The sequence below is a fragment of the Enterococcus sp. DIV0213h genome (genome assembly GCF_051711285.1).
GTDB lineage: Bacteria > Bacillota > Bacilli > Lactobacillales > Enterococcaceae > Enterococcus_D > Enterococcus_D casseliflavus.
Map to the genome: position 1 here is coordinate 805,497 of NZ_JBIOMH010000001.1, position 21,324 is coordinate 826,820.

Consider the following 21,324-nt stretch of genomic DNA (forward strand, 5'->3'; position numbering starts at 1 on the left):
TGCAAACAATTTTCGAATGTGACGATTGTTTGCAGTTTTTCTGCTTTACTTCTGCGAATAAAAAGTGAGTGATCTATGAACAGGTACTGATCACAGAAAAAAACTCGGTTCCCATCTTAAAGGGACCGAGTTTGTTTTTTATAAAAATTGTTTTCTATACTGATAAACCAAACTCAGCCCGCTCACTATAAAAGCCAGAGCATACTTGTAAAGGAAAAACTGATTCCACATGTAATCTTTTGGAAAGAGAATGGCTAAAAAGACGATCGTTAGCAGCATCGCATTCACGGAGATGTAATAAATTTTTTGCGAATGTTCATCTTCTTTGCCAATTTTTTTAGTGTAAACATAAACCAAAGCAATGCCAAAAATCAGTAAAAGCATACCGATACCTAGCAATAGGTTCCAGTTGGCATTAGAATATTCGGCCCAAGTTTTCAGACGGTAAAATAATGCGCTGGGAATATCTGAAAGTGATTTAATGACCATATTTCCTCTCTCCTTTTGTATAAGTAAATAAATCTGTGATGTCCACTTGAAAAACGTTTGCTAGACGATAGGCTAATAAAAGCGTTGGCGTATAGTTGCCTTTTTCCATGACAAAAATCGTTTGTTTTGAAACACCTACTTTGTCCGCAAGTTCTTGTTGAGTAAGCCTAGCTAACACCCGATATTCATATACTTTATTAGCAATAGAGTCGCCAAAATCTTCCTTCAAACGATCACCTCCCAAAATTATTGTAAACCATAGTTATATAAAAGTAAAGTTTAATTATACTAAAGCTAACTATATCTATACTGAAACTGAATTGATTGCCATAAAATAGCCGCCAGAAATAAACTGACGGCTTTTTTTTAGATATCATCAATGTCCGCTGGTAAACTTGATGCCCAAAATCCCGACTATTAATAAAGCAACGAACACCCAAGTCAGAAGGGATAGCTGGTCTTTGAAGAACACGACCCCGACAATGATCGAACCAACTGCACCTATCCCTGTCCAAACGGGGTAAGCAATACTTAATGGTAAGTTTTTTACCGCTAAAGCCAGGAAGCCAAAGCTGAAAATCATTCCGAGTAGTGTAGAGACACTATACCAAAAGTGGGTAAATCCATTACTTAGCTTCATAGTCGAAGCCCATACCACTTCAAAAAAACCGCCTAAAAATAAATACATCCATGTCATATACTTTTTCCTCCTCAAAAAAAATAAGCATCCAGTAAACTCTTCAAGGACCTAATGAGTTTACCAAACACTTCTATCACCCGGTGTGGTTTGGATATTGAATTAATGTAACAATAAGAAAATCTTAGCTGAAAAGGGAGGGATTGTCAAATAAGTGGAAATTGTTGGTAACTATCGCTCTTTTGATTTTTAGTGGATAGTTGTCATTTTTTTCTATTGAAAGCAATTACTTTGAATAAAATGATACAATATCTATAAGTAAAAAAAGTTTTGTCAGAGTTTAGTTAAATATACATTCGTATCTTATTTAGATGGTATAGGATCTCACAATTATTTTGAAGATTATTTAAAAATAATCCTTAGAAAAGGAGAAGAACAATGTATCAGAATAAGAGTCTAGCTATTCAAGAAACGGTATTGATTAATATTTTGAAAAAAGATACTACTCTTTACAAGATCATTAAAGATGTCTCGGCTTTAGGTATTCCAAACCTCTATGTCGGTGGAGGAAGTGTCACGCAGTCTGTATGGAATCATCTTTTTTCTAAGCCCATCGGTTACGGAATAAGTGATGTGGATATCGTTTATTTTGACACAGATTTGAGTCAAGAGAAAGAACGCATGGTACTAGAACAAATAGTGGAAACTACTAAACAAAATCAATATGCGCTGGATGTAAAGAATGAGGCAAGGGTGCACCTATGGTATGAAGAAGAATTCGGGTTTTCTATTCCCGCATATACCTCTACTGAAGAAGCGATCAGTACTTGGCCTAGTACTGCAACCTCGATCGGTGTTTTTTTTGATCAGGAAAGCAAGCTCCAGGTTTTTGCCCCTTATGGCATGTATGATCTCTTTTCTGGGATAGTAAGACCAAACAAAGCGATGATTTCCCGGGAAGTTTATGAAAAAAAGATTGAAAAATGGTGTTCGAAGTGGCCAGAACTTAATGTGATTGGCTGGCACTAACAACTGGTGAACATAGTGATTTATGCATTAATCTTTGAATAGAGACTGTTTGATTTTTAACATATGTCTATCGTTCTTGATTTCAGAACCACTCTTGAAAAAATAGACCATGCAAAATTGGTGACATTGTATGTGGAGTAATTGCTAGTGATCGAGAGTAAGGATATTCAAACACAGAGTTGAAGAAAATTCATAGTTAAAAGGTCAACCTCCCGTATACATTTTAACCAGATGTGTACGGGAGGTATGTTTTATTTTCGACTATTTTTAGCAGTCTTTTTTATTGAGAGTCTATCAATTGATAGCAATGACAGGTAAAGAATTTTCTCAGCAACAGCTTTTCCTAAAATTTCCCCTCCAGTTTGAGAAAAATGCAGATGATCCCCCGAATCAAATGCAGAAGCTAATCTCGTTTTATCAGAAGGATCTCTTACCATATCATTGATATCGATCGCATTTTCTTGCGTCATTAACCATTGATTAAACGCAGTTCGGATAGCTTCTTTTTCCTCGGTCCAACTCGGCTTTCCTTGGTTGTAAGAATAGTTAAAAGGGGGAAGCGTGAGGGGAACAAACGTAATGTCTGCTTTTTTTGCCAGATTCATTAGAACTTTGTAGTGTTTGATCAACTCCTCTTTGGTAGGTAATTCTGAAAGTGGTGAGCCCGTTCCTGGATGAAATAAGTCATTTAACCCAATCAAAGAAACAATCAAATCTGGCTTTTGATCCACGACATCTTCTTGGAACCTGTTTATCCCAGCAACCCCAAAGCTGTCTTTCCAACGAGAAATCCCTGAACCTGCACATGTCAGACGGTTACCTGATATGCCAGCATTAAAGCTTGTTGCAACCAGACCACATTTATTTAGATTGTCGATGACACTATCACTAAAATATCCTTGATTCGTTAAAGAGTCGCCGAAAAAAGCAATGACTTTTGCATCAACATTCGTTTCTAGAGCAACTGAAGTAATACCAAAAATAAAGTTATTGGTTTCTCTTATATTCGAACGGACTAATTGATCAGACAGTAAGTTTGCCGAGGAAGATACTCGATTGATCTCGTTAGAAAATAATGCCTCTATCAGAATATCGGCTCCTTTGGTTACTGAAAAATCAAGGTCATCTGTCCATAAAGTAGACCCAGCTGGGACAATGAATTGTGGTCGATTATCTAAGGTAATAACACTAGATTGTTGGGTTCTCGGATCACTACTGATTTTTATCGACTCTACGTTTAAATCAAAAGAGTCATAGCGGTTACAAAGTTCGAGTGCTAATCGTTTTCCAGAAAGCGGCTGCTTGATTCTCAAACGTAATTTACGTCCATTAGGAGAAAAGTTTAGTACTTGGTAATTAGAAAATACTTGATGCCAAATTATTTTTTTCATCATATATCACCTTACAGTTCATCTGCAGCTTTCATTTTATCATTGAAACCAAAAAGCCAAGTCAAAAGAAAGGATAGCAAAAATGTTCCTATATGAGAGAGTAGATAAGCATAGAAGTTGTTATCGATCCCTGCAACCGGGTTGATAAAAGAGGCAAATCCTATAACCCCACCTGCGAATCCATAGTTGACCAAGTGAAGGGAGCCTGCTAAAGCTCCACCAAAAATATTTGAAAGGGTCACGAGATAGAAAACTTTTTTGTATTTTAGTAGAATACCATAGATTGCCGGTTCGCCAACACCGCATATTTGTGAAAGAGTGGCAGCAAAGGCAACTTGTTTTAGTTGAGCTTTTTTTGTTTTTAATGCGATTGAGCACGTTGCACCCGCAATACCCATCATCAATACAGACGAGAAGGCATTCATCATACTAAATCCGTTGACAGTTAAATCGTTGACGATGATCGGAATCAATGGCCAGTGCATGCCGAAGACCACTAAGACTGGAAAAAGTGCGCAATAGACTGCTCCGCCAATAATCGTGTTAAAGTCAAAAATGGTACTAATTCCGAATGCAAGCCCATCACTAATAATCGTTATGATTGGTCCGATGATAAGAAGAACGGCTAAGCTTAGTACCAGAACTTCTACGATTGGTGACACAATGGAAGAAATCACGAGAGGAACAATTTTCTTTAAAAACTTTTCAACATACGTTGCTAACCAAGCAGCGACCAGAATAGGGAAAACCGAAGCTGTATAATTCATAATGGGAAATTCTATGCCAAAAATAGCGACCTTCGCAGCTGTACTTGAAGCAATAGTGACTATATTTGGATGAATGAGTATCGCACCCACGACTGCCAGAACAATAGGATTCACCTTTAATTTTTGAGCCGCAGTAAAACCTAAGATGACAGGTAAAAAATAAAAAATGCCATCTGCAATCGTACTAATCAATAGATAAGATTGCGAACTATCTTGTAGTAAACCAAAAGTCACCAACGAAGCTTGTAATCCTTTGATTATTCCAGCTCCTGCAAGAAGACCGATGACGGGCATCATTGAACCTGTAATTATGCCAATAAACTGATTGAAGCCATTTCTAAATAGCTGAAGAAAATCACTATTGGAATCATTTTCTACCACTCCCTCTGTAGAATCAAAGGCTTGATCATTGTTTAACTGGCGCATTACTTCCTCGTAAATAGCATTTACTTTGTTTCCAACAACCACCTGATATTGTCCTTGAGCTTCTACGACGCCCATTACACCATCCAACTCTTTTATCTTATTTGTATCGGCTCTCTCTTTGTCCACTAGATAGAAACGAACACGTGTAATGCAGTGGACTACATTTTTGATATTATTTTTTCCACCAACGTACTCAATCATGTACGTCGCTAACTGTTTGTCACTCATAATAAAACCTCCTAATTTCTTTTAACCGGTTACGCTTATTTTAAATTTGTTTAAACAAATAATCAAGTATTTGTTTAAACAAATTTAAGTTTTTTGTATAGGTAGAATGATATCATGCTATAATTAACTGAAAGAGTGAGGTGGAACTATGGTGAATAAGTTTCGGGATATATATGACACTTTGAAAAATGAAATTAATGAGGGACTCTATAACGATACAATGGTTTTACCGACCGAAATGGCATTAATTGAGCGATTTGGTACTAGTAGAAATACAGTTCGCCGAGCGATTCAACTGCTTAATGAAGAGGGATTGGTTTATAGTGTGAAAGGAAGAGGGGTAGTGATTCTTGAAAGAATCGAGATTGACAAGAAGTCATTCAAGGTAGGAAATTTTCAAGGATTGAAGGCACTATCCTCAGATGCTGAAGTCGAAAAAAAAACAATTGTGCAAGAATTTCGCGAGTTGACTGTTGATGATACATTAGCAAAAAAAATTTCATTTCCGGTTGGTGAAAGAGTATACCTTGTGAAACGATTACGAATCATTGATGGGAAAGCGATGATGTCAGATACGAGTTATTTCAAAAAAAGTATTGTTAAGGGACTTAATGAGAAAATCATAGCCGGATCAATCTACGACCATATCAGACAAAACTTAGATTTTAAAATCGCTGCATCAAAATCCATTATGAAAGTTGAGTCTGCAAAAGACTCTGACTTTAAAGAATTAGCTTTGGGAAAAAATAATTGTGTGGGGATACTGGAAAATGCGGTCTATAATGATATGGGAAAATTATTTGAATATACGACCATCAGGTATATACCTAACGAGTACGCACTCATTTCATTTGATCAGACGTAAATATTGATTTAGCAAAATAACTTGAAGGAATTTAGCAAGCGGGAAAAAGATAGTGAAAACAATAAGGTGATCGCTAGTATACTGTCTGTATATTTCCGTTTTCTATTGTGGTTGCACAAAGCGACTACTTACCATTTTTCCAAGTTGAAAATGAAATTAAACTTTCTAAAGAAATGACCGAACCAAAAGCAAAAGACAGGAGAATATCATGAAAATTAGAGCCGCAGCATTGTCTAATCATAAAGAACTAGCTCATTTGTCGAAAGTACTAGGCTATCCGATTGAAGAAGAAGTATTGATCGAAGGCCTAAAGAGAATCTTAGCTGAGGAGGATCATCTCTTGCTTGTTGCCGAAATAAAGGGAAAAGCAGTTGGGATGATTGAAGCACAGCCGTATTCAACAGTTTATTCTGCTGGGCAATTTTTTAATGTCCTAGGTTTGGTAGTGGATGATCAAGTGCAAAAGCAAGGCGTTGGCGGGAAACTACTGTCGGCAATTGAAGAAGAAGCCCGACAGCGAGGAATGCAAGGCATTCGATTAAATTCGAATGTTAAACGCCATGCTGCTCACAGGTTTTATGAAAACCATGGCTATCATAGCAGTCATGAACAGAAACGGTTTATCAAGGAACTTCATTATTAATAAATAGCTTCAAACTATCGACGTCACTCTTTGACATTCGTTAGATTGAGGCTATTTTTTTGTATTCCTTTATTCTTCACACTCAATTGTTTTGTGGCGAAAAAGTCTAATTAACTGGCTGCTGCTGATCGTTTGATAGGGTTCACTAAGAAAGCACCGAGGTGCAAGCCATTTAATTGGTCAAAAGGAAGAGGTTGGAAATTTTTTGAACCTAATGAAATTTCCAATTTGGACGGAACTCTCTTTAAAAGAATTGACCTGTCATATCTGACCTGACTTATCGATACCGCTGCTTTCGACCTGCCTAAGAAACTTGGAGAACCCACGTGTTTTTTGAGTTACTGTCTGAATGGAATGAATATACGCTCTCATTTTGTCAAGAAGCCCTGTTTTTTTATGAATTAATAATCACGGTTTCCACAAAAATAACAGAGAATCCGAGCAAGCGTGAAAAGGAAACAATCAGCTATAAATATGAGGAAGCATCTTTAATAGATATGAATTCTGAAAGTATCATGCGAAATTTGCTTTTTTACTCTAGTAAAAACAAACGGTTTCATTTGTGGATTTAGTTGATTTTATTCAGAAATAGAAAATGTTTTTTTAAAAAAGAAGCATAACTTATCTTTTGTCGTATTTTCATTTTGTTGATAAAATTTGATTAAGTATTGGTTAAAAAATTAAAGATGGGAGAAAGAAAAATGAAAAACACTGGTTTGGTTTTTGGTCGATTTCTGCTCTTTTTTGTGTCACTGACTTTGGTTTTTTGTTTTGGAAATACGCCAACTATTTTTGCAGCTGTTACAGCACCAGACACGACTTCTCAACGCTCGATCACGATTCATGCGGTTAGCGGGGAAGCTTCTTCACAAAATCAGTTAGGAGAAAATAATGGTTCTGAATTAAGTACGATTGGTCAGCAATTGCTGGAAAACATCCGCTTCAATGCAGTAAGGGTACAGCCTTTAGCAGGACAATCACCTGTGACCATCAATCCGAATGATCCCAGCACCTATACTGTCGTCGGGACAGTGATATCAGGAACGACTGACAGCTCTGGGACTGCTGTGTTGACTATTGGCAGCTCAGATGCGAACGATGGATACTATTTAGTTATGCAAGCAACCCAATCGGGTGGGATCACTGAGATCAGCCCATTTATTGTTCAAATGCCTTACGATGATACTTCTTCTGATCCTGATGGCACATGGGTCTACGATGTCAATGTCTACCCTAAATTAGCAGGTTCTGGTTCAAAAGGGAGCGACAAGCTAATAGATTTAGGAGACGGAACTCAAACGAATAAACAATCTTCAGTATTTGCCGGAGGCGAAGTCACGTGGAATTTAGTGACCGTGTTCAGCCCATCCATGCGCGCGATACAAGAAGGCACTCCCTCGCCAACGAATACCTATGGCTCTTTCCTGCTTACCGACACTCTTTCGGAAAACCTCACCTATGAATCGATCTCTTTTGATGTCGGTCTTCAATCGACAACGGACAATACAGTTAGCGCAATTACCTCATTGAACTTTCTTTCTGGAACGGACTATACATTAACTATTAACGATAATGAGCTTACCCTGTCGTTAACAGACGATGGTATAGATAAAGTCCTAGCACTCTTACCAACACCGGTCAATGAAAATCAACAGCCTGTCTTTATTCCCAACATCACAACTTCAGTCACCTCAGCTTTTGCATATGGTCAAATCGGCAATAGTTATTTAACAGAAATCACCAATGCTTTTGGTGTCGATTTATCTGTGTCTTCTTCAAATGCCCCGACACCTGTTTACCCTCCAGGAAGTACAGCCACGCCGACAACGACACCAGAAGTTTACTTAGGATCAGCACAAATAAAAAAAATAGACGGGATCTCCAATGCGCCTTTGGCGGGAGCAACGTTTAAAATTGCCCTTACTTCAGAAGATGCCGCTGCCAATCGCTTTATTCAACAAGATGCCCAAGGCAATCTCTATGCGCCAGGAGATGTGCCAAGCGGATTAGCGACAAATGATTATGAAGCGACAACTGATACAGGAGGAATTGCCGCATTTAATGGCTTACGTTTGACTGATTTTACAGAAGCCGGCAATGGAACAAATATATCTCAAGCGAATACCTCCTACTATCTTATAGAAACCGCTGCTCCCGCTGGCTATGGAATCATTGGTGAGCCAATCGAAGTGCAAGCATCGATTGATCCAGGAACTGTGATAAGCGAAGTCGAAAACATTCTGTCAGGAAGCGAAATTCAATTGCCGTTTACCGGCGGCAACGGCTTGATCGGCATTTTTCTTGTGGCAGGGTCTGCGCTGGTTTTAGCCTTTTTGATTCGCAGAAGGCCTAAAAAAGATGCATGATGATCATGGAAGATCAAAGAAAAAATCATTTTCCTGGCGGAATTTTCTGAGCAGCTGCTTGCTTTGTGTAGCGATTGCCGCATTATTCTATCCATTGCTTGCCAATTACTTGGCTAGTCAACAAACAGTGACCGTTGTAGAAAAGTTTATTGAAAATAATGAAAAACTCTCAACAGAAGAAAGAGACCGTCTTTTGGCTAGTGCCCGTCAATACAATGAATATCTTTTTGCGATGAATCAGCAAAAAGAATATCCTGGGGAAGTTCCCAAATATGAGGATATTCTTAGTCTTGATGACACAGGTATGATGGGTTACCTTTACATCCCTCAAATCGATTTACAAAGTCTGCCTATCTATCATGGAGTCGAAGATGAAGAACTAGATGCAGGTATCGGGCATATTCCCCAAACGAGTTTCCCGATTGGTGGAGAAAATACCCATGCTGTGTTATCTGCCCATTCTGGAAGAGCTAACAATACGCTTTTTTCCAATCTTGAAAAACTAGAACGAGAAGATGTCTTCTATATTGATGTGATCGGTGAAAGATTGAAATACAAAATCATGGATATTCGAGTAATCGAACCAGATGAAGTGGATTCATTAAGTATTCAATCAGGTAAAGACTTAGTGACCTTAGTTACTTGTTATCCTATTGGCATCAATAGTCATCGGTTGCTGGTTACTGGAGAACGCATGGCCTACGAAGAAGACACACCAACGGAAACGATCAAGCGAAACCAATATGGCTATGACTTTTGGGTCCTATTAGGCGCTTCGATAATCGCTTTACTAGCAGCTGTCTATTTGATCTATAAGCGAATCAAGAGAAAAGGCAAAGGAGAGAGAACATCATGATAAAAAAACATTTCGTTTATCTCATACTTGTTCCGTTCTTGATGGCTTTTCTAGGAATGGCGTTTCCTTCAAATGCAAATGCTGATGAGGCTCACTACCAAAACTTAATCATTACGAAGTATGGGTTATCTGAAGACGATGAAGAATTTTTCGGCGTAGAGAAAGACGCGGAAAACTTTTTGAAAATCAATAATATTCCTCTAGATAGTGATGGATTTCGGTTGGCGCCTTTAAAAGATGTGACGTACACGATTCAGGCGATTGAACCGAAACAGCAGCAAGGATCTATCTCAATCGATGATTCCAATAGTTACATTTTAACGGGAACGGTTTATGAGGTGACTACGAATGAACGAGGGATTGCACAATTAACATTAAAAGACGGCGTGTATCTTTTAAAAGAACAAGCTAATTCTTCCATTGGTCTAACTGAGCCGGCTGCACCGTCATTGCTGCGTTTGCCTGTAGTAAATAATGAAGGCACCAACTACTTAGAAGATGTTTATATTTATCCAAAATCAAAAGCGGAGAATGAAACAGCCCCTACTCCTATCGAACAGCAACCACCAAAAGAAATGGAGGAGCCCGAGCAAGAAGATAGGTTGGATGGAGCATTACCTCGTCTAGGGAATAGCTCTTTATTAGCAAATCTCATCAGTGGAATAGGCGTATTTTTATTGCTGATTTGGTTTGTCCTTCGAAAAGAGTCTGAGTAGTAGTGTGCGAGGCAGGGAGGATAGTATGAAAAAAACAGTATGTAAAAAACGAAGGATCTTTAATGTGCTGCTTATGGTACTTTTACTGACGCTTAGTCAAAGTTTTTTTGTCCCCTTCGCCCAAGCTGCCGTAAGTACGACAGATACTTTAGAACCTGGAAATACTTATGATACAGGGAATCATTCTTATGATACGAATGATTTACAAGACCATAGCAATTGGTCTTTTGTTAACAAAGGTTCAGGGGCTAACGCAGGTTGGCAAGCAAATACAGGAAGTGTTATGAACATACAAAATGGTCAGGCTGGTTCTTCCGCATCATGGGCAGTCTTTAATGGCGCACTAGATATGACCAACCCGGTCAGTTTTTCAGGCACCATCAAGGCAGTCGTTGCTGGTGGATACAATCCCGCACATGCCGGTGATTCCTTCGGTGTTATTTTCACGCCATTAAGTGCGAGCCAATTATCAAATGGCGGGGCGGGTGCTCAATTAGGCTTAGGCGGTCTGCCGAATTCCATTTTTGCTGGTAGGGATTTTTATTATAATCCTGGTGTTGGGGACAACCCGTTAGGAAGAATCTCTTATAGTTTGAGTTACCCATTGTCTGTTGATACGAATGCATCCAATCAAATTCGAATCGCCACGACAAATAGTGCAGGAACGTTAAATCCTTCTGGTTCTGCCGCATCAGGAAGCAATCCAATCTCAACGACGGCGGTAAACAATCGAGATGGCGATTCCTTGTCGATCAGCTGGCAGCTGATCACTGTTGGGGAAAGTTCAACGATCGGCAATCTGAGTTTAACAATCAATGGTGTTCAAATCACCTATACGAATTTAACCATGCAAAATTCCATGAGTTTTGGTTTAGTTAGCTCTACTGGGGGCGCTTATTCAACGATGACAGCGAACTTTAATGGCGCGTTTACCGCTGAAAAAGGCGCAAGTCCAACCATTGTTTCCTATATGAACGCAGCGACACAAGCACCGATGGAGGGGATGCCGTCTTCCTTGATCACAACAAGTGTTGGGGACTTGTTGGGTGTCATTGCCCCTAACGAAGAACCGAATGCGGAGGACACTTATGATTATGTTGCACCAGAACCGCCGGCAGGCTATCGTATCGAGTCCATCAGCCCCCCGATTCGAGTGGAAAATGTATTTATGGGAGCTGATAATCCCAACCAAATCGTGGTCACCTATGCACCCGTTGAACAAAACGGTCAGGTGACTTACAGTTACGTTTCGGATACACCCGGCTATCTGAATAACCCAGGTATTGCTGATCCTAGTGTTCCTCATACTGAATCTTTTTCAGGAGCGACAGGCGCAGCTATTACTATTCCCGAGTGGCAGCTTCCAGAAGGTTACAGGATTTCAAGTGTCACGGGACCAGATGGACAGTCCTATGCTAGTTTGGAGGAGGCGTTGAGCAGTCATCCAAATTTTACAGTAGGAAACAATGATTTCCAAGTTTTTTTGGAGGCAGTTGAACAAACCGCTACTTTTACTTTTTCTTACGATACGGAGGATGGAAATCCAGAGGTTCCTGATCCAGTGACACAAACAGGACTCACAGGCAACTTAATGACAGATCCAAGTTTGGCAATAGCAGACTCGATTCCAGAAGGCTATGAAATTTTGAAAGTGATCGGAGCGAATGACAGCTCGTATACGACTATTGAAGAAGCGCGCAAAGCCAATCCTTACTACTTAACGAACGGCAATGAGTTCCAGGTGGTCTTAACAAAAATTACGCGAATCGTCGTCACGGATCAGACGATAACAAGAACCATTCATTATCTTGATGCAAATGATGAACAGATCGTCCTTAGCGAACCAGTAATTCAAAAAGTGATTTTCCATAGTACAGCGATCGTAGATGCGTTTGATACTGTTTAGGCTATGATTTAGATGGCGATGGTGAGATTGATACGAGAGAGGAAGCTTCCTCGTGGGTAGCGGACCCTGAAACTGGGGATACATTTTCGGCGGTTGATTCGCCATCAATAACTGGTTATGGAACACCAAATCCTACCACTGTGAGTGAAGCAAAGACGGCTGCAAATGCCCAGAATCTAGAGATTGAAGTACGTTATACTTATATTAGAATCGAACTCCCTCATACGGGAGGGCAGGGAAAGGCGGGCGTTTATTGGGTCGCGATCCTCGCATTTGTCGTTTTTATCGTTCTAAGATATGGATTGAAAAAAAGAAAAGATGACCACAACAAATAGGTTTTGTGTACGACTTTCATAGGAATCATTACACACAACTAGCAGCAGACTAGCAAAAGTTGACTGCTATGATCCAACGTACAGCACGTAAGCAAGTGCTGTACGTTTTTTTTGAGGCAAAGATTTTTAAACCTGATACCAGCTATCCCTGCTCTGTTCGGTTTTTTGCCGTGTTTAGCATTTAGCAATGTACATCTATTCCGTAATTTTCTCCAACAACAGTCGTTTAATCTCCTCATAAACCTCTCCGGTTTCCGGCGTCACACGTTGACGATTCTGAATGATAAAAAGATCACGATAGCGGTACTCTGGATCAAGTTCCTGCCAAGGCAACTCTTCTGGTAATGAGAGTTTCGAAATGATCGATTTGCCGATGTTTTGTTTTAATAGGGACAAAATCACTTCACTGTTATTGGCTTTGATGATTTGCGGATGTAGGTGCTGTGCGTACAGATAGGTTTCGTTAATGTAATACATCCCCGAGTCGTTTTCTCGCAAGACCCAAAAATCAGAAGTGAGGTTGCCTGCTAACACCAATTCATCGCGATAAACGAATTCTTTTTGGATCAATGGCGAAACGATTGATTTTTCGATCAGGCCGATATGGGCTTTGTTTGATTCGACGGCATCGATCACTTCTTGCGAATTCATGATTTTGATTTCAAAGGCAAATGTTGGAAATTCTGCAATCAGCTGTGCCATAATGCTGGGCAGTAAGTAAACGGCGGTGGTATTCGAACAAGCGAGCACACACGCTGTTTTAAAATTTTTGGTGTCTTTGGCTTGCGAAAAAATAGTGGACAAAGAGCGGAGGGACTCGACCACACGAGGATACAAAAACTCCGCTTGGCTAGTGGGTAAAATCAATTGTTTTCCTTTACGTTCAAAAAGTTTAAAGCCAAGTTCCGCCTCTAATCGTTGGATTTGTAAGGAGATCGTTGGCTGAGTTTTATAGAGCTGTTTGGCGGCAAGACTAAAGTTTCTCGTTTCATAAACAACAATGAAGGTTTTGAGCAATTCAATCATTTTGCGGACTCCTTTATTATTAATAAAATTTATAATTAGTATTTAAAAGAACAATTTTACAAATAGTTATCAGGTGATTATAGTATAAGTGTAGAGAAAAAAGAAAGCAAATTTAATTGAAATTTTCATACATTAAGAAAGGATGAGTTGATGAAAACATCGATCCAGCATTTTTTACATTCATTGCCAATCCCGATTTGCGGCTTGATTTTAGGCACTGTGTCTTTGGGGAATTTATTGTATTCAGAAGGAATGGAGACGGTTGGAAATGGGTTTTGCACCCTTGGTATTTTCATCATGGGGCTCTTCCTTCTGAAAGTATGCTTTACATTTAAGCACACGATGTCAGAGTTGAAAAACCCAATCGTTGCTTCGGTGGCGCCGACCTTTACGATGGCGCTGATGGTGATCTCCACTGTTTTTGAACGGGTCATTCCCAATGCAGTGGTGAATGATCTGCTCTGGTGGGGGGCTATCGGCTTACATTTTGCTTTAATGATCTATTTTGTTGTCGTGCATATTTTGCCTGTCGACCTTTCGCTGGAATACATTTATCCAAGCTGGTTTATTACCTTCGTCGGGATTGGCGTAATTCCCAATACTTCTGCTGTCTTTTTTAAAGAGCTAGGAGAAGTGATCGTCTGGATCGCATTGGTATTGTATTTTGCGCTTTTGCCGATTATTTTAAAGCGAATCGTCCATCAAAAGCTGACGGAACGGGCGGCAGTTCCTTTGATCACGATTTTAACAGCGCCAGGTTCTCTTTGCTTAGCAGGTTACCTTTCCGTATTTGAACAAGGCTCTGCTTGGTTTGTCGCCTTTATGCTGTTATTGTCACAAACGATTTATTTCTGTGTCGTCGCTTATATGAAAAACATGCTGGCAGTCGGGTTTTACCCAAGCTATGCGGCATTTACGTTTCCTCTTGTGATCTCGGCGACGGCAATGTTCAAATCAGCACTGTTTTTTGCAAATCACCCACTGATATTTGGGTTTCTACAAGCCTTAACGATTATTGAAACAAGCTTTGCCGTGATCGTCGTCTGCTATGTGTTAGGAAAATATGCTGTTCATTTGTATCAGCAAACCAAAGCCCTGATTGCCGATCATAGTTACTAAGAAAGTACAAAAAATCATCCATTTTTTAAGAAAATGCGTACTCTACGCAAAACAATAGTACAAGTATTTGAAAAGAAAGGGAAGGGATCGCACATGAAAAGTACAAGCAGAAAAGTTGTCGTTGTCGGAACAGGTTTCGTTGGAACGAGCATTGCGTATTCCATGATCAATCAAGGACTGATCAATGAATTGGTCTTGATCGATGTCAATAGAGACAAAGCAGAAGGAGAAGCCCTCGATTTGTTAGACGGTATGTCATGGGGGCAAGAAAACATCAAAGTTTGGGCGGGAGAGTACTCGGAATGTAAAGATGCTGATATCGTCGTTATTACTGCAGGGATCAACCAAAAGCCAGGACAAACACGGCTTGAATTGATCGATGTGAACGCCGAAATTATGGCAAGCGTCACAAAACAAGTGATGGCTTCAGGCTTTGATGGCGTGCTTGTCATCGCTTCAAACCCAGTCGATGTCTTAACTTATCAAGCATGGCGTGTGTCAGGGTTGCCAGCCAATCGTGTCGTTGGTACGGGAACGACCCTCGATACCACAAGACTTCGAAAAGAAGTGGCGGCAAAATTAGCCATCGATCCACGGAATATTCATGGGTATATCATTGGGGAACACGGTGATTCGGAAGTCGCTGTCTGGTCCCATACAACGATCGGTGGGCAACCGATCGTAGAATTGATCAAGCAAAAGGATCGTTTGACCGTTGCCGATCTAGCGGTTCTTTCTGAACGAGTAAAAAATGCCGCCTATGAAATCATCGATCGAAAACAAGCAACTTTTTACGGAATTGGGATGAGTGTCGCAAGAATCGTTCGAGCGATCTTAAATGATGAGCAAGCGATTCTGCCGGTGTCTTCCTACCTTGATGGGGAATATGGCATCAACGATTTATTCACAGGTGTTCCTGCAGTCGTGGACCAAAACGGCGTCCGCGAAATTATTGAATTGACGCTTACCCCTGAGGAAAAACGGCAGTTTGATACTTCGTGTCACCAGTTACGAGCAGTAATTTCCACAATTGGACAAAGCAAGGTCAGCTGATCTTTAGAATACGATTAATGAAATCCTCGTGTTCGTTTTTGCCTAAGCATGGTTCGACTATTTACGGTCGTCCATGCTTTTTTTACATCTAGCCAAGAATGTTAAAAGGAAATGGCGTATTTTACGTGAAACGCCCACTATTCAACTCTCTTTTTTCTCACTCCTTTAAAAAAAACATCCTCAGTGAATGACAGAAAAAGAATGATCGATCAACCTTACAAACTTTCCGAGTTGTAAAAAGTGACAAAGTGTCACCTTGTGTGGTATTCTTCAAAAAGTGACACTTTGTCAACATTTGGAAAACAGGAGGAAAGAGCAATGTTTCTGGCTATAAAAGAAATGCGTTATTCAAAACTAAGATATGGGCTGATCGTAGGAATCATGTTTTTGATCGCCTATGTTGTTTTTATATTGTCTGGCTTAGCTACCGGACTTAACTGGGATTTTAAAAAGGCCATCGTCGATTGGGATTCATCCGCGATCGTTTTATCAGAAGATGCGAATGACACATTTGCGGCTTCGCAATTGACGAGAGGGGATCTAGACCGTGTAGCAGGAACCCCAAAAGCCCCGATTGGTTTATATAGCAGTGTCATCACGGTCAACGATGAACAAGTCAATGTGACTGTTTTTGGTACACAAGACGATGCGTTCTTGTTACCAGAAGTCTTAGAGGGCAAGCTGTTTTCAAAAGAAAATGAGATCACGATTTCAGAAAACTTAGCAGAAGAAGGTATCAAGGTCGGGGATCAAGTGAAAATCGGGCGTTCAGATGAAACCTTCAAAGTCGTTGGGATCACCCCAGAAACGTCTTATACGGTGTCACCAGTGATTTATACTTCCCTGGATACTTGGACGAAAATGAAGTTTGCTAATCAACCATTTGCATCTGACAAGGAGCAGCCCATCAATATCATTGTGACCAAATCAAGTGATCCGAAAGTCGATAACCAAGAAGGAACCCAGCTCAAAGTGTTGGCAACGGAAGACTTTATTGAAAAGCTTCCTGGATTTTCTGCCCAAAACTTGACCTTAAATGCCATGATCTACTTCTTATTTGTCGTTGCAACGGCAATCGTGGGGATTTTCATGTATGTGATCACCCTACAAAAAACGGCGATTTTTGGTGTGATGAAAGCCCAAGGGATTCGGACCAGCTTTATTGCTAAATCAATTATTGCGCAAGCATTTATGGTCGGTGTGATCGGGGTAGCCCTAGCCTTTGCGGCGGCATACGGCACCAGCTTGTTTTTACCAGATGCCATGCCATTTTTCTTTGAATTCAAGCAATGGCTGCTTTATAGCGGCATCTTGATTCTCGTGGCAGTTCTAGGCGGCTTATTCTCCATTCGGACGGTCACAAAAGTCGATCCAATTACGGCAATAGGAGGGTAACAAAGATGAAAGACATTTTAGTAATGAAGGATATTATAAAAAAATTTGGCAAGCAGCATACCGAAGTAACGGCATTAAAAGGACTGAATTTTCATGTTCAAGAAGGGGAGTTTGTCAGTATCATCGGTCCTTCTGGTTCAGGAAAAAGTACCTTTTTGACCATCGCTGGCGGCTTACAAAGGCCAACATCGGGAGAGATCATCATCAACCAGGTGAACTTTTCCCACTTAAATGAAAAGCAACGAGGAAAGTTGCGTTTTAAAGAGATTGGATTTATCTTGCAAAGCTCGAATTTGATCCCTTTTTTAACGGTAAAGGAACAATTTTATTTGGTCGACAAAGTTTCAAGAAAAGCCAAGGAAAAGGAACGGATTGATGAATTGCTTGCTTCATTAGATATTCTCGATCTTCAAGACAAGTTTCCCCGTGATTTATCTGGTGGGGAACGTCAACGAGTAGCAATCGGCAGGGCGTTGTTTAATGACCCAAGCTTGATTTTGGCGGATGAACCAACTGCCAGCTTAGACACCGATCATGCGTATGAAGTGGTGAAGTTATTGGTGAAAGAAGCGCATGAGAAAAAGAAAGCGACAGTCATGGTCACTCACGACGAGCGAATGATCCAATGGAGTGATCGCATTTTCCGAATGGAAGATGGCAATCTGATCGAACAAAACGTCCCGTCAAGAGAAACTGCACAAGTCTGAGTGGAAAAGTAGAGGGATTTGTTTATAATAGAGGGAGTAGATTGCGAATGATGGAGGAGAATCCCTTGCCAAGTACAACATTTTTTCATTTAAAACAAGCGAAAAAAGAAAAAATCGATGCCGTGCTTTTAGAAGAATTCTTCAGCAAGCACATCAGTCAAGTCAAGGTCTCTGCCATCGTCGAAAAGTCGCACATTTCTAGAGGGGCCTTTTACAAGTACTTTCAAAACTTAGAAGATGCCTATGACTATGCGATCGCCGACTATTCAAACCAAATCCATTCCGCGATTTTTACGTTTATCAATCGCAACAAAAATGATTTTTTCAAAGGGATCGAAGAATACTTGGCTTGGTGCAGTCAATGGTCACCTGAAGATGATCATTGGAAAATGATCCACTTATGTACCCAAAGCAATGCCTGGACGAAGCGCGATGCGATCCCTGACGATTCGCCCATGATTCGTCAGTGGTTGGAGCTGTTGGAAGAAAATCGCTTTACGATCCATGATACGCAAGAAGCTGTCAGTTTCCTTTACTTTATTATGGCGGTCGTGATGGATAGTCTGACAGATTTTATTTCGAATGAATGGACCGCAAAAGAGCTGATCAAAGATTTTCGCTATAAGGTGCAATGGATCAAGTATGGAATCAAAGAGGACAACAAAGAGGAAAATGACGAAGAATGAACGCTTCGGCAAGAGGATGGACCAAATGCCTCGCACGGCGGAAAAGTTCATATATAAGGAAAGAGGTGCCCGACAACCGAAATAGTTGTCGGACACCTCTTTTTTGAGGGAATGATTATTTTTTATTTACACGTTTCGCAATGATCGGCAAGATCAAGCCAATCAAAAGAAAGGCGATTGGCGTAATGATATTTAAGGCCAATTGGAAGAACCAAGCTTGCGGATCTGCCGCATAATCAAGTTTAGGAACCATCCCTAAAATGCAGGCAAAGGCCGTGAACAAGAAGCACCATAAGCCGATCCCAAAGCCAACCTTGGTGTTTTTCACGAATTTATAATCGGAAGTAAAGCGATTGGCGTGTTTGTTGACTAGCATAAAGGCTAAGAAGACCCATAAGTAACGCAATGGCATGACAACTGAATTCAAGTTCAGCAACCAACGATACAGTTCGGTCATATTGCCGATTCCTAGTGCTGGAATAATGATCAAAATGCTGACTAGGATACCAGTCATAATATACCCATTCACTGGTGTTCCTTTTTTGTTTAGTTTTGCTAAGCCATTTGGTACAAATTCTGAATCAGCATCAGACAATAATATTTTCAATGGGGCATCAATTGAAAATGCCAACGCAGAAATTTGCGCTAACGCATTGGCGATGGAATAAAGAATGACAAAGAAATTGCCGATTCCGTAGAAGTTTCCTAGTCGTTGAAAGGCTTCATAAGCGCCGTTGACCATCAAATCTTCTGGAATATGGTTGGCATCAAAAAGCATCCCCATAGCAATCGAGCCTAGCAAGGCACATAACGCCACCATACCGGCTAAAAAGATCATGCCTTTTGGAAATTCTTTGGCAGGATTTTTTGTGTTATTTACGTAAGGCGAGATTTTTTCACAGCCACCTACCGCAAATACCAGCATCGAGATCGTGGTTAAATAGGTAAAGTCAAATTTAGGGATATAGGTTGAAACAGATGACATGTTTGGTGTAGCAATTTCAGCACCAGTCATTGCTGGAGCAGTGACTGCTAAAAGAATAAAAAGAATCGACATCACGAACATGGCTGTTCCGGCGATGTTCCCAATCATTTTTAAGGTCGTCAATCCTTTAGAGGCAATCCATAAAAAGAATAGAAAAATAGCTAAACAAATCAATGAGACTTCCATGGAGCCCATCGTTGATACAAATGTACCATTTCCTTTAAATAACCAACTCAATGACACTAAGATTCCTTGGGGTTTTTGTGCCAAATAAGGCACGTGAACGACCCAATAAGTCCAAGCAGCAAAAAAAGCCAACCGCTTTGTTGAGGTTTCTTTGATCCATGAGGAGACCCCACCACTTGACTCTTTGAAGGTCGATCCTAACTGACCAACACTTAATGCATAGGGTACAAAATAAAGAGCCATAATTAATAGCCACGAAACAACAACAGTCAACCCTTGTTGAGCGTAGTTGTTTACAACATTTCCCAGTCCCCAAACAGAGACGAACGCCATCAGCGCAATATTATACCAGCGTAATTGTTTCTCATTCATCGCTTTCTCCTTCTTAAAATGATTTTTCTGACTGGTTAAAATAGAGCGTTTTTTGAAATTTAGTGAGAAAAAAATTTCTTTCCATAAGCGCTTGATCACGATCAAGTTTCTTATGCATTTTTTCACAAATGTCAAAGGTCAAATTGAATAAAAAAATTTCATTTGCTTCTTTTTATCCAGTCGTTGATTTTCCATAGTTAGGATAAACCTCTGAATTCTTTTGGTCAAGAAAAATTAAATTGTTATTTAAAAAAAATAATAAATTTCTGATGATAGCAAAAGCAAACATCATCATTCATTAATAATCTGAAAGAAATCCAACTACATTCGGTCAAGGGCATGGATGAAAGAGGGATCATTTCATTTAAATGAATGGACGTATAAAGATGGAAGAAACCCTTTCGAAAGGCTTTTCACTGGTGCTTTTTGGATAGATTTTTAAGCAAAGGAAACAGGAGAGTAGTCGTAGTTTTTTTGGTTTTCTAAGAAAAATTTTACGCGAACATTCTTTCAAAGAAACACGAAAACAAAGTTAGCCGAATGCTTCGTTCCATCGAAATCACTCGTTTTTTTTCGCCAACTTATAGGAGGTGGGTGTTATTCGCTCAAATACTGGCCATAAAAGCAGATAAAAGACGAAGTTTCCGCTGGCATGGAAGAAATCGAACAGTAGTCCTTGAAGGTAATAGGCAAGAAACGAAGGAAACTGATAAAGCCAAACTTCCATCAACGAAACGATCAAGCCATAAAGAAGTCCGCAAAGAAAGGCAAAGAAAGCTTGCAAGAAGCGGTTTTTCTTGATGATCGTTCTTTTTCCAATCTGATGAAAAAGAACGATGATGACAGTAAGTGCAGCCAATTGACTGATCGTCCAGGGACCCATGCCTAGATAGATATTTGTTCCGAGCAAACTTAATAAGGCAATCATCAACGCATCAGATAAACGGTAAGAAAAAGCCACTAAAAATAAAAGGGCACTCATAGGCTGAATGTTAGGGATAAAGACAAAAACTAACCGTCCAACGATACAAGCCGCAGTGATCAGTGCTAAATGAGAAATTCTTTGGATGGAAAATATCTTGGTTTGGGGAGGAAGCATGAGAATCGCCGTCTTTCTAATTGATAATCATTCTCATTATAC

At 40.0% G+C, this 21,324-nt stretch carries 21 protein-coding genes; 13 read left to right on the forward strand and 8 right to left on the reverse strand.

Annotated features, from left to right (window positions below; all coding sequences use genetic code 11):
* Positions 1–138: 138 nt before the first annotated feature.
* From IGI77_RS03725 to IGI77_RS03735, 3 genes are all read right to left on the reverse strand, one after another.
* Positions 139–489 (reverse strand): DUF2178 domain-containing protein, encoded by a 351-nt coding sequence (locus tag IGI77_RS03725; RefSeq protein WP_438769501.1) that lies wholly within the window; start codon positions 487–489, stop codon positions 139–141.
* On the reverse strand, positions 479–718 hold the full coding sequence (locus IGI77_RS03730) for a helix-turn-helix transcriptional regulator (protein ID WP_438769502.1): 240 nt from the start codon (positions 716–718) through the stop codon (positions 479–481). Before IGI77_RS03730 ends, IGI77_RS03725 begins: the two co-directional genes overlap by 11 nt.
* A gap of 147 nt (positions 719–865) precedes the next feature.
* The gene (locus IGI77_RS03735) at positions 866–1,186 is read right to left on the reverse strand and encodes a DMT family transporter (protein ID WP_086294617.1); all 321 of its coding nucleotides are present in this window, start codon (positions 1,184–1,186) and stop codon (positions 866–868) included.
* A 378-nt stretch (positions 1,187–1,564) separates the two neighbouring features.
* Here IGI77_RS03735 and IGI77_RS03740 point away from each other — a divergent pair, with 378 nt between their 5' ends.
* Positions 1,565–2,155: a nucleotidyltransferase family protein gene (locus IGI77_RS03740; RefSeq protein WP_074934521.1), complete on the forward strand. Its 591-nt coding sequence runs from the start codon at positions 1,565–1,567 to the stop codon at positions 2,153–2,155.
* Between the two features lie 251 nt (positions 2,156–2,406).
* On the opposite strand, the gene IGI77_RS03745 is transcribed toward IGI77_RS03740, so the two are convergent.
* Both IGI77_RS03745 and IGI77_RS03750 read right to left on the reverse strand, forming a co-directional pair.
* On the reverse strand, positions 2,407–3,546 hold the full coding sequence (locus tag IGI77_RS03745) for an SGNH/GDSL hydrolase family protein (protein ID WP_223597857.1): 1,140 nt from the start codon (positions 3,544–3,546) through the stop codon (positions 2,407–2,409).
* Between the two features lie 11 nt (positions 3,547–3,557).
* Positions 3,558–4,967, reverse strand: coding sequence for a PTS transporter subunit EIIC (locus tag IGI77_RS03750; protein ID WP_325837127.1), 1,410 nt, complete (start codon positions 4,965–4,967; stop codon positions 3,558–3,560).
* 148 nt (positions 4,968–5,115) lie between these two features.
* Between IGI77_RS03750 and IGI77_RS03755 the strand changes: the two genes are divergently transcribed.
* From IGI77_RS03755 to IGI77_RS03785, 7 genes are all read left to right on the forward strand, one after another.
* Complete coding sequence (locus tag IGI77_RS03755; protein WP_438769503.1) at positions 5,116–5,832, forward strand: GntR family transcriptional regulator; 717 nt, start codon at positions 5,116–5,118, stop codon at positions 5,830–5,832.
* A gap of 208 nt (positions 5,833–6,040) precedes the next feature.
* Positions 6,041–6,475, forward strand: coding sequence for a GNAT family N-acetyltransferase (locus IGI77_RS03760; RefSeq protein WP_438769504.1), 435 nt, complete (start codon positions 6,041–6,043; stop codon positions 6,473–6,475).
* 701 nt (positions 6,476–7,176) lie between these two features.
* The gene (locus IGI77_RS03765; protein ID WP_438769505.1) at positions 7,177–8,841 is read left to right on the forward strand and encodes a SpaH/EbpB family LPXTG-anchored major pilin; all 1,665 of its coding nucleotides are present in this window, start codon (positions 7,177–7,179) and stop codon (positions 8,839–8,841) included.
* Positions 8,834–9,697, forward strand: coding sequence for a class C sortase (locus IGI77_RS03770; RefSeq protein WP_438769506.1), 864 nt, complete (start codon positions 8,834–8,836; stop codon positions 9,695–9,697). The genes IGI77_RS03765 and IGI77_RS03770 overlap by 8 nt, the downstream gene beginning before the upstream one ends.
* Positions 9,694–10,413, forward strand: a complete 720-nt coding sequence (locus tag IGI77_RS03775; protein ID WP_375814632.1) for a pilin N-terminal domain-containing protein — start codon at positions 9,694–9,696, stop codon at positions 10,411–10,413. Before IGI77_RS03770 ends, IGI77_RS03775 begins: the two co-directional genes overlap by 4 nt.
* Before the next feature lie 25 nt (positions 10,414–10,438).
* The gene (locus tag IGI77_RS03780) at positions 10,439–12,319 is read left to right on the forward strand and encodes a hypothetical protein (RefSeq protein ID WP_438769507.1); all 1,881 of its coding nucleotides are present in this window, start codon (positions 10,439–10,441) and stop codon (positions 12,317–12,319) included.
* A 26-nt stretch (positions 12,320–12,345) separates the two neighbouring features.
* Complete coding sequence (locus IGI77_RS03785) at positions 12,346–12,654, forward strand: mucin-binding protein (protein ID WP_438770496.1); 309 nt, start codon at positions 12,346–12,348, stop codon at positions 12,652–12,654.
* A gap of 195 nt (positions 12,655–12,849) precedes the next feature.
* On the opposite strand, the gene IGI77_RS03790 is transcribed toward IGI77_RS03785, so the two are convergent.
* Positions 12,850–13,680, reverse strand: coding sequence for a LysR family transcriptional regulator (locus IGI77_RS03790; protein ID WP_438769508.1), 831 nt, complete (start codon positions 13,678–13,680; stop codon positions 12,850–12,852).
* Positions 13,681–13,830: 150 nt separating this feature from the next.
* On the opposite strand from IGI77_RS03790, the gene IGI77_RS03795 reads away from it, so the two are divergent.
* The 5 genes from IGI77_RS03795 to IGI77_RS03815 all read left to right on the forward strand — a co-directional run bounded on the left by IGI77_RS03795 (position 13,831) and on the right by IGI77_RS03815 (position 18,640).
* Positions 13,831–14,799 carry a TDT family transporter gene (locus IGI77_RS03795; RefSeq protein WP_438769509.1) on the forward strand — a complete coding sequence of 323 codons (969 nt, stop codon included), beginning with the start codon at positions 13,831–13,833 and terminating at the stop codon, positions 14,797–14,799.
* Positions 14,800–14,892: 93 nt separating this feature from the next.
* Positions 14,893–15,852: an L-lactate dehydrogenase gene (locus IGI77_RS03800; RefSeq protein WP_010747562.1), complete on the forward strand. Its 960-nt coding sequence runs from the start codon at positions 14,893–14,895 to the stop codon at positions 15,850–15,852.
* 318 nt (positions 15,853–16,170) lie between these two features.
* Entirely contained in the window at positions 16,171–17,247 is a 1,077-nt protein-coding gene (locus IGI77_RS03805; protein WP_438769510.1) for an ABC transporter permease, read from the forward strand.
* Between the two features lie 5 nt (positions 17,248–17,252).
* Positions 17,253–17,954: an ABC transporter ATP-binding protein gene (locus IGI77_RS03810; protein ID WP_438769511.1), complete on the forward strand. Its 702-nt coding sequence runs from the start codon at positions 17,253–17,255 to the stop codon at positions 17,952–17,954.
* 47 nt (positions 17,955–18,001) lie between these two features.
* Positions 18,002–18,640: a TetR/AcrR family transcriptional regulator gene (locus IGI77_RS03815; protein WP_438769512.1), complete on the forward strand. Its 639-nt coding sequence runs from the start codon at positions 18,002–18,004 to the stop codon at positions 18,638–18,640.
* A gap of 115 nt (positions 18,641–18,755) precedes the next feature.
* On the opposite strand, the gene IGI77_RS03820 is transcribed toward IGI77_RS03815, so the two are convergent.
* Complete coding sequence (locus IGI77_RS03820) at positions 18,756–20,183, reverse strand: APC family permease (RefSeq protein WP_005225272.1); 1,428 nt, start codon at positions 20,181–20,183, stop codon at positions 18,756–18,758.
* A gap of 559 nt (positions 20,184–20,742) precedes the next feature.
* Positions 20,743–21,282, reverse strand: coding sequence for a hypothetical protein (locus IGI77_RS03825; protein WP_438769513.1), 540 nt, complete (start codon positions 21,280–21,282; stop codon positions 20,743–20,745).
* Positions 21,283–21,324 lie beyond the last annotated feature (42 nt).